This is a genomic window from uncultured Bacteroides sp. (genome assembly GCF_910585845.1).
Lineage (GTDB): Bacteria > Bacteroidota > Bacteroidia > Bacteroidales > Bacteroidaceae > Bacteroides.
On the sequence record NZ_CAJUHF010000086.1, the window covers coordinates 1 to 7517 of the forward strand.

8 protein-coding genes are annotated in these 7517 nt (G+C 48.4%); 7 read left to right on the forward strand and 1 reads right to left on the reverse strand.

Features of this window, described 5'->3' with window-relative positions:
- Window positions 1-229 precede the first annotated feature (229 nt).
- Window positions 230-1102 (reverse strand): NAD kinase, encoded by an 873-nt coding sequence (locus QZ323_RS14230; RefSeq protein WP_294635357.1) that lies wholly within the window; start codon window positions 1100-1102, stop codon window positions 230-232.
- Between the two features lie 103 nt (window positions 1103-1205).
- Between QZ323_RS14230 and QZ323_RS14235 the strand changes: the two genes are divergently transcribed.
- The 7 genes from QZ323_RS14235 to recG all read left to right on the forward strand — a co-directional run bounded on the left by QZ323_RS14235 (window position 1206) and on the right by recG (window position 7405).
- Window positions 1206-1919 carry a pyridoxine 5'-phosphate synthase gene (locus QZ323_RS14235; RefSeq protein WP_294635358.1) on the forward strand — a complete coding sequence of 238 codons (714 nt, stop codon included), beginning with the start codon at window positions 1206-1208 and terminating at the stop codon, window positions 1917-1919.
- Window positions 1919-2632, forward strand: coding sequence for a MotA/TolQ/ExbB proton channel family protein (locus tag QZ323_RS14240; protein WP_294635363.1), 714 nt, complete (start codon window positions 1919-1921; stop codon window positions 2630-2632). The genes QZ323_RS14235 and QZ323_RS14240 overlap by 1 nt, the downstream gene beginning before the upstream one ends.
- A gap of 108 nt (window positions 2633-2740) precedes the next feature.
- Window positions 2741-3115, forward strand: a complete 375-nt coding sequence (locus tag QZ323_RS14245; protein WP_294635364.1) for a biopolymer transporter ExbD — start codon at window positions 2741-2743, stop codon at window positions 3113-3115.
- Window positions 3116-3135: 20 nt separating this feature from the next.
- A complete protein-coding gene (locus QZ323_RS14250; RefSeq protein WP_294635359.1) occupies window positions 3136-3948 on the forward strand; it encodes a TonB family protein in 813 nt (270 codons plus the stop codon).
- Window positions 3949-4020: 72 nt separating this feature from the next.
- On the forward strand, window positions 4021-4569 hold the full coding sequence (locus tag QZ323_RS14255) for a DJ-1 family glyoxalase III (protein WP_294635360.1): 549 nt from the start codon (window positions 4021-4023) through the stop codon (window positions 4567-4569).
- Between the two features lie 77 nt (window positions 4570-4646).
- Complete coding sequence (locus tag QZ323_RS14260) at window positions 4647-5321, forward strand: 2-C-methyl-D-erythritol 4-phosphate cytidylyltransferase (protein ID WP_294635361.1); 675 nt, start codon at window positions 4647-4649, stop codon at window positions 5319-5321.
- Window positions 5309-7405, forward strand: coding sequence for an ATP-dependent DNA helicase RecG (recG, locus tag QZ323_RS14265; protein ID WP_294635362.1), 2097 nt, complete (start codon window positions 5309-5311; stop codon window positions 7403-7405). The genes QZ323_RS14260 and recG overlap by 13 nt, the downstream gene beginning before the upstream one ends.
- Window positions 7406-7517 lie beyond the last annotated feature (112 nt).

Genomic DNA, 7517 nt, shown 5'->3' on the forward strand with positions numbered 1-7517 from the left:
GTCAGAAATATATGCCAAAATTCGATGTTTTCAAATTTTTGTCATGTACTTAAATGGATAGGTCTGAAGATAACTGGAATACCTGTCTGCTGTACCGCAACAAACAACTGAACAAACTGAAATATAAAAGTAGGTTGATACCCCATATATGTCTTGGTATCTCTCTTCTTTATTCGCGTGTACAAGAAGTTTTTTTCTTATCCCCAAGAAAAGCAGCACTACAGAGGGCTTATTCCCTTACATCCGCTCCCCACATCATCTTATTGCGGAGCGTATCGAAGAATATATGGTTGAAACGCTTCACCACTTTGATACTATAATCCGCCCGTGAAATCTTCAGGCGCGTGGTCTCCTTGCACGATTCGCTTCGTCCATCGATAGCCACGAGGAAATTGTGGCTGCGGCTCTCTACGTCGAGGGTGATCTCCCAGTCATCACAAATGACTATCGGACGCACGTTGAGGCTGTGCGGGGCGACAGGAGTAATGGCAATCGTCTTGCTATGGGGCACGATGACTGGACCGCCGACACTAAGGGAGTAAGCCGTCGAACCGGTAGGAGTGGCTACGACGAGGCCATCCGCCTGATACGTAGTGAGCGGAGCACCATTGATTGCCGTATGGATGCTGATCATGGAAGAACTGTCCCGTTTCAATACCGCAATCTCATTGAGTGCGTAGGGAGATTGCATCAGGTTCTCGTCATTGCAATGCAATTGCAACACGCTGCGTTCCTCCACCTTATAATAATTGTTGTAGATCTCATCGAACGTCTCCTCCATCTCTTCCGGAGAAATATCTGCCAAGAAGCCCAACCGTCCGGTATTGATGCCCAGGATAGGAATATTCTTTTTGCCTACCCGGCTGGCGGCTTTCAAGAACGTACCGTCTCCGCCGATGCTGATCACCATGTCCGCCGTGAAGTCATTACCGTCGAAAAGCTCGGCGGAAGCAATGTTGATATGCAGGTCGGAAGTCAGGAAGTTATAAAACTCCCTGCAGATGCAAAGCTCGGCATTGCGCTGTTCCAATATGCGGAACAAGGTCTCCGCATGCTTTGACTTTTTAGCTTGGAAAATGTTCCCAAAAATGGCAAATCTCATCGTCTGTTCTTTCTTAGTGAAATGCAAATATGGTATTTTTTTCTTAGAACACAGCCAATATATCGCTATTATTTGTACTTTTGCACAAAACTATAATGGTATTATGACTAGATTGAGCGTGAATATAAACAAGGTTGCGACGCTACGCAATGCCCGTGGATGCAATGTGCCCGATGTGACGAAAGTGGCACTGGACTGCGAGAACTTCGGTGCAGACGGAATCACCGTTCATCCGCGTCCCGACGAGAGGCACATACGTCGGAGTGATGTATATGCCTTGCGCCCGTTGCTTCGGACGGAATTCAATATCGAAGGCTATCCGTCGCCCGACTTTATCGATTTGGTACTGAAAGTGAAGCCGCATCAGGTGACCTTGGTGCCGGACAGTCCGGCACAGCTGACCTCCAACGCCGGGTGGGATACGAAAAAGAATCTGGAATTTCTGACAGAAGTGCTTGACGGGTTCAACCATGCAGGCATACGTACCTCCGTGTTTGTATCCACCGATGTGGAGATGATAGAGTATGCCGCCAAGGCAGGAGCCGACAGGGTGGAACTTTATACAGAGCCCTACGCTACCGCTTATCCCCGGAACAAGGAGGCTGCAGTCGCTCCTTTTGTAGAAGCCGCCAAGGTGGCACGCAAATTAGGGTTGGGGCTTAATGCTGGGCATGACCTGAGTCTGGAGAACTTGAACTATCTGTATCAGAACATTTCGTGGATGGACGAAGTCTCTATCGGGCATGCATTGATTAGTGATGCCTTGTATTTGGGATTGGAACGTACGATTCAGGAATATAAAAATTGTCTGCGATGATGAATCCGTTGTTGTTATTGGCGCAAGTGGCTACGGCACTGACTGATTCAATAGCCGGTGCTAACCCCGTTCTGACTCCGGTCACGGGCGAGGAAGGAATGAACCTGTGGAGTATGGCAGTCAAGGGCGGTTGGATTATGGTTGTCCTTGCCCTTTTGTCTGTTATCTGTTTCTATATCCTATTTGAGCGTAACTATGTTATCCGGAAAGCCGGCAAAGAGGATCCGATGTTCATGGATAAGATAAAGGATTATATTCTGAATGGAGAAATCAAGTCTGCCGTCACCTATTGCCGAAGCGTGGACACTCCGTCGGCACGCATGATCGAGAAAGGCATCAGCCGTTTGGGACGTCCGGTGAGCGATGTGCAGGCTGCCATAGAGAATGTAGGAAATATTGAGGTGGCCAAGTTGGAAAAAGGACTGACCATTATGGCAACCATCTCCGCCGGTGCTCCTATGATCGGTTTCCTGGGCACGGTGACTGGTATGGTACGCGCCTTCTACGAAATGGCGAATGCGGGCAACAATATTGATATCACCCTGCTTTCAGGCGGAATCTATGAAGCGATGATTACCACAGTCGGTGGTCTGGTTGTCGGCATCATAGCGATGTTTGCCTACAATTACCTGGTGACTTTAGTGGATGGCGTAGTGAATAAAATGGAGGCTAAGACAATGGCGTTCATGGATTTGCTGAACGAGCCGGCGTGAGAACAATTGGCAATTGATAATTGACAATTGACAATTAATTGTTGATAATTAAATTAATATGTATATAAAGTGCTGCAACGTAGAGCTAAAATATCGCCTAATTTCAGTATGGCGTCCATGACGGACGTCATATTCCTATTGCTTATCTTTTTCATGATCACGTCTACGGTTGTCTCGCCGAATGCTATCAAGGTGTTGCTTCCGCAAGGAAAACAACAGACGTCCGCCAAACCTTTGGCAAGGGTTATCATTGATAAGGAGCTGAACTTCTATGCAGCATTCGGCAATGATAAGGAGCAGAACATCACTTTAGAAGAGTTACCCTCTTTCCTGCAAGCGTGTGCTGCAAAAGAACCGGAAATGTATGTGGCACTTTATGCCGATGAAACTGTCCCGTATCGGGAAATCGTGAAGGTGCTGAACATTGCTAACGAGAATAAGTTTAAGATGGTGCTGGCAACGCGCCCGCCGGAAAGAAAATAATAGTAATTATATAGAAAACGGTGAATCCGAAGAAGAAAGGCGAATATATAGGAATGGCAGGTGCCTTGCTGGTGCATGCTGCATTTTTTCTCCTGCTGATACTGGTGTGCTTCACTATACCGGAACCGTCGGAAGAGGAGGGTATGCCGGTGATGTTGGGTGAAGTGTCCGACGCCTTGGGAAGTGCCGACCCTTCTTTGGTGAAAGTGGACGTAATGCCGGAGATGACGGCTCCCCAAGTGCAAGAAGCTGTGGAACAGGAGATGCTCACTCAGGAGGAGGAAGAGACCGTGGCTATCAAACCGAAGGCGGAAGCTAAAAAGGAAAAGCCGAAAAAGCCGGAAAAGACCGAAGCCGAAAAAGCGGAAGAAGCTCGGAAGCTGGCTGAAGCCAAGGCGGAACGCGAACGGAAAGAAGCCGGAGAGGCAGCACGTAAACGGGTTGCCGGTGCTTTCGGAAAGGGAGCGCAAATGGGAGACAAAGGGACAACCGAGGGGAAGGGTATTCAGGGTAGTTCCGCAGGAAATGCACCTACCGGTGCATCGGCGGGAACAGGAGGCTCCGGAACATTTTCTCTTAGCGGACGTTCCTTAGGAAAAGGAGGACTTCCACAACCGGCATATAATGTGCAGGAAGAAGGAAAAGTGGTGGTTGCTATCACAGTCAATCCAGCAGGATATGTGATTGCCACCAGTATCGACCGACAGACCAATACGGTGAATCCCGCTCTGCGGAAAGCTGCGGAAGAAGCAGCTAAAAAAGCCCGCTTCAACGAAGTGGAAGGGTTGAACAATCAGACGGGAACGATAACATATTACTTTAATCTTAAATAGACAAAAACGTATTACGTTTATGTTCTTAAGAACGTAATTACTTTAATCTTAAAATAAACAAAGGAGACAGTTATGGGTACAGTTTATGTTTTTTTTGCAGACGGATTTGAAGAAGTGGAGGCTTTCACTTCTGTAGATGTGATGAGACGCGCCGGAATGAAGGTGGAAATGGTAACGGTGACTCCCGATGAAATCGTGACAGGTGCGCATGGCATCCCCTTGCTGTGTGATAAGAATATAGCGAACTGTGATTTCTACGACGCGGATTTAGTGCTTTTGCCTGGTGGAATGCCCGGGGCTTCCACGTTGGAGGCATGTCCCGAACTTCGTAAGTTGATTCTGAACTTTGCCGAGAAGAAACAACCGATTGCCGCCATTTGTGCAGCTCCCATGATTTTAGGAAAACTGGGCTTGCTGAAAGGACGTAAAGCGACCTGCTATCCTGGCTTTGAACAATATCTGGAAGGTGCCGAATGCACAGGTGCCCTCGTAGAAAGAGACGGTAACATCATTACCGGAAAAGGACCGGGTGCCGCAATGGATTTTGCACTGGCAGTCGTGGATATGATGATGGGCAAAGAGAAAGTGCAGGAATTGAAAAGCGCAATGTGCATCAATTAATTTGTGATTTATGATTTATAAATCGTACGTATATATCATAAACCATACATCATACATCATACATCATAAATCTAAAAATGCTCAACTACGCTCTAATAGTTGCCGGTGGCAAAGGTTTACGTATGGGGAGTGAACTTCCCAAGCAATTCCTGCCTATAGGTGGGAAACCAGTGTTGATGCGTACAATAGAAGCCTTTTACGCTTACAGTCCGGAGATACATATCATATTGGTGCTTCCTCGTAGTCAACAGGCCTATTGGAGGCAACTATGCGAGGAGCATCATTTTGCTGTGCCGCATACCGTGGCGGATGGAGGAGAGACCCGCTTCCATTCGGTGAAGAACGGACTGGAGTATGTGACTGCTCCGGGGCTGGTGGGGGTGCATGACGGTGTCCGCCCATTTGTTTCCCGTGAAGTGATAACCCGTTGCTATGCGTTGGCGGCGGAAAAAAAGGCAGTTATCCCTGTGACAGACGTCGTGGAAACGGTACGCCATTTGCAGGACGGGGGAAGCGTGACGGTCAGCCGGGATGAATATAAACTGGTGCAGACCCCGCAGGTGTTCGATGCCGACCTGTTGAAGAAAGCCTATCAGCAACCCTATACTTCTTTCTTTACGGATGATGCTTCGGTAGTGGAAGCAATGGGAATATCCGTTCATCTGGCGGAAGGCAACCGCGAAAATATCAAGATAACCACTCCTTTTGATCTGAAAATAGCTGAGACACTGTTAGATTCATGTTCGATTTAGCCTCTCGTGACATAAAATACCTGTCGGGTGTAGGACCGCAACGTGCTTCGGTGCTCAATAAAGAATTGGGTATCTACTCCCTGCATGACCTGCTGTATTATTTCCCCTATAAGTATGTAGACCGTAGCCGTATCTATTATATCCACGAGATAGACGGCACGATGCCTTACATTCAGTTGAGAGGTGAAATCCTCAGCTTCGAAACGATTGGCGAAGGGAGGCAACGACGCTTGGTCGCCCACTTTTCCGATCGCACGGGAGTGGTGGATCTGGTTTGGTTTCAGGGGATCAAATTCCTTGTCGGCAAGTACAAAGTGCATCAGGAATACATTGTATTCGGCAAGCCTACCGTATTCAACGGGCGAATCAATATCGCCCATCCGGACATAGACGATGCTTCGGAACTGAAACTTTCGACAATGGGCTTGCAACCTTATTACAACACGACAGAGAAGATGAAACGGAGCTTCCTCAACTCTCATGCCATTGAAAAGATGATGGGAGCCGTGGTGCAGCAGATTCGTGAACCCTTGCCCGAAACGCTCTCTCCCTCCATATTGGCAGAACACCATCTGATGCCTTTGACGGACGCTTTGACGAATATTCATTTCCCCTCCAATCCGGAATTGCTTCGTAAGGCACAGTACCGCCTGAAGTTTGAAGAGCTTTTCTATGTACAACTGAATATTCTTCGTTATGCCAAAGACAGGCAACGGAAATACCGAGGATACGTGTTTGAGAAGGTAGGCGATATTTTCAACACCTTTTATACCCGTAATTTGCCGTTCGAACTGACAGGTGCGCAGAAGCGTGTGCTGAGGGAAATACGTCGTGATGTGGGCTGCGGCAAGCAGATGAACCGCCTTCTGCAAGGTGATGTGGGCAGTGGAAAGACATTGGTAGCCCTGATGGGGATGCTGATTGCGCTTGACAACGGTTATCAGGCATGTATGATGGCTCCCACCGAAATATTGGCAAACCAGCATTATGAAACGATCTGCGGCTTTTTAGCTGGAATGGATGTCCATGTAGCTCTGCTGACCGGTTCCGTGAAAGGGAAAAAGCGAGAAGCCATCCTTAACGGTTTGCTGACAGGTGACATACATATCCTTATCGGCACGCATGCCGTGATAGAAGATACCGTGAATTTTTCGTCGTTGGGGATGGTAGTGATCGACGAACAACACCGCTTTGGTGTGGCGCAGCGTGCACGCCTTTGGACGAAGAACGTGCAACCACCTCATGTACTGGTGATGACCGCCACCCCGATTCCGCGCACTTTGGCGATGACGCTGTACGGCGATTTGGACGTCTCTGTGATTGACGAGTTGCCGCCGGGACGCAAGCCCATCGTGACAATCCACAAGTACGAGGCACATCGTGCAAGCCTGAACCAGGCAGTGCGCCAGCAACTCGCTGCGGGCAGGCAGGTCTATATCGTTTATCCTTTGATCAAGGAGAGTGAGAAGATCGATCTGAAGAATCTGGAAGAAGGCTACTTGCATGTCTGCGAGGACTTCCCGGAATATAAGGTCTGCAAGGTGCATGGCAAGATGAAACCGGCGGAGAAGGACGAACAGATGCAGCTTTTCGTATCAGGTGAAGCGCAGATCATGGTAGCGACCACAGTGATCGAAGTGGGTGTGAATGTGCCCAATGCATCGGTGATGATTATAGAAAACGCAGAGCGTTTCGGATTGTCACAGCTCCATCAGTTGCGTGGTCGTGTAGGACGTGGTGCCGAACAGTCCTATTGCATTCTGGTCACCGGTTACAAACTGGCGGAAGATACCCGGAAGCGGTTGGAGATTATGGTTCAGTCGAATGACGGTTTTGAAATAGCGGAAGCCGACCTGAAGTTACGTGGTCCGGGCGACCTGGAGGGAACCCAGCAGAGCGGCATCGCTTTCGATCTGAAAATAGCCGATATCGCGCGTGACGGACAACTGTTGCAATATGTGCGTGGCGTTGCCGAGAAGGTGGTGGATGCCGATCCGGCAGGGGTATGTCCGGAGAATGAAATCCTGTGGCGCCAGCTGAAGGCATTACGTAAAACCAACGTTAACTGGGCTTCCATAAGTTGAAGAACGGTTAAACATTTGTATTTTCTTAGCCATATATGTTGTAAAACATATATGGACTTAGAGCCTGTTTAAAAATGACTGAAATCTTTTTCTAAAGAGGTTTCCGTATCCG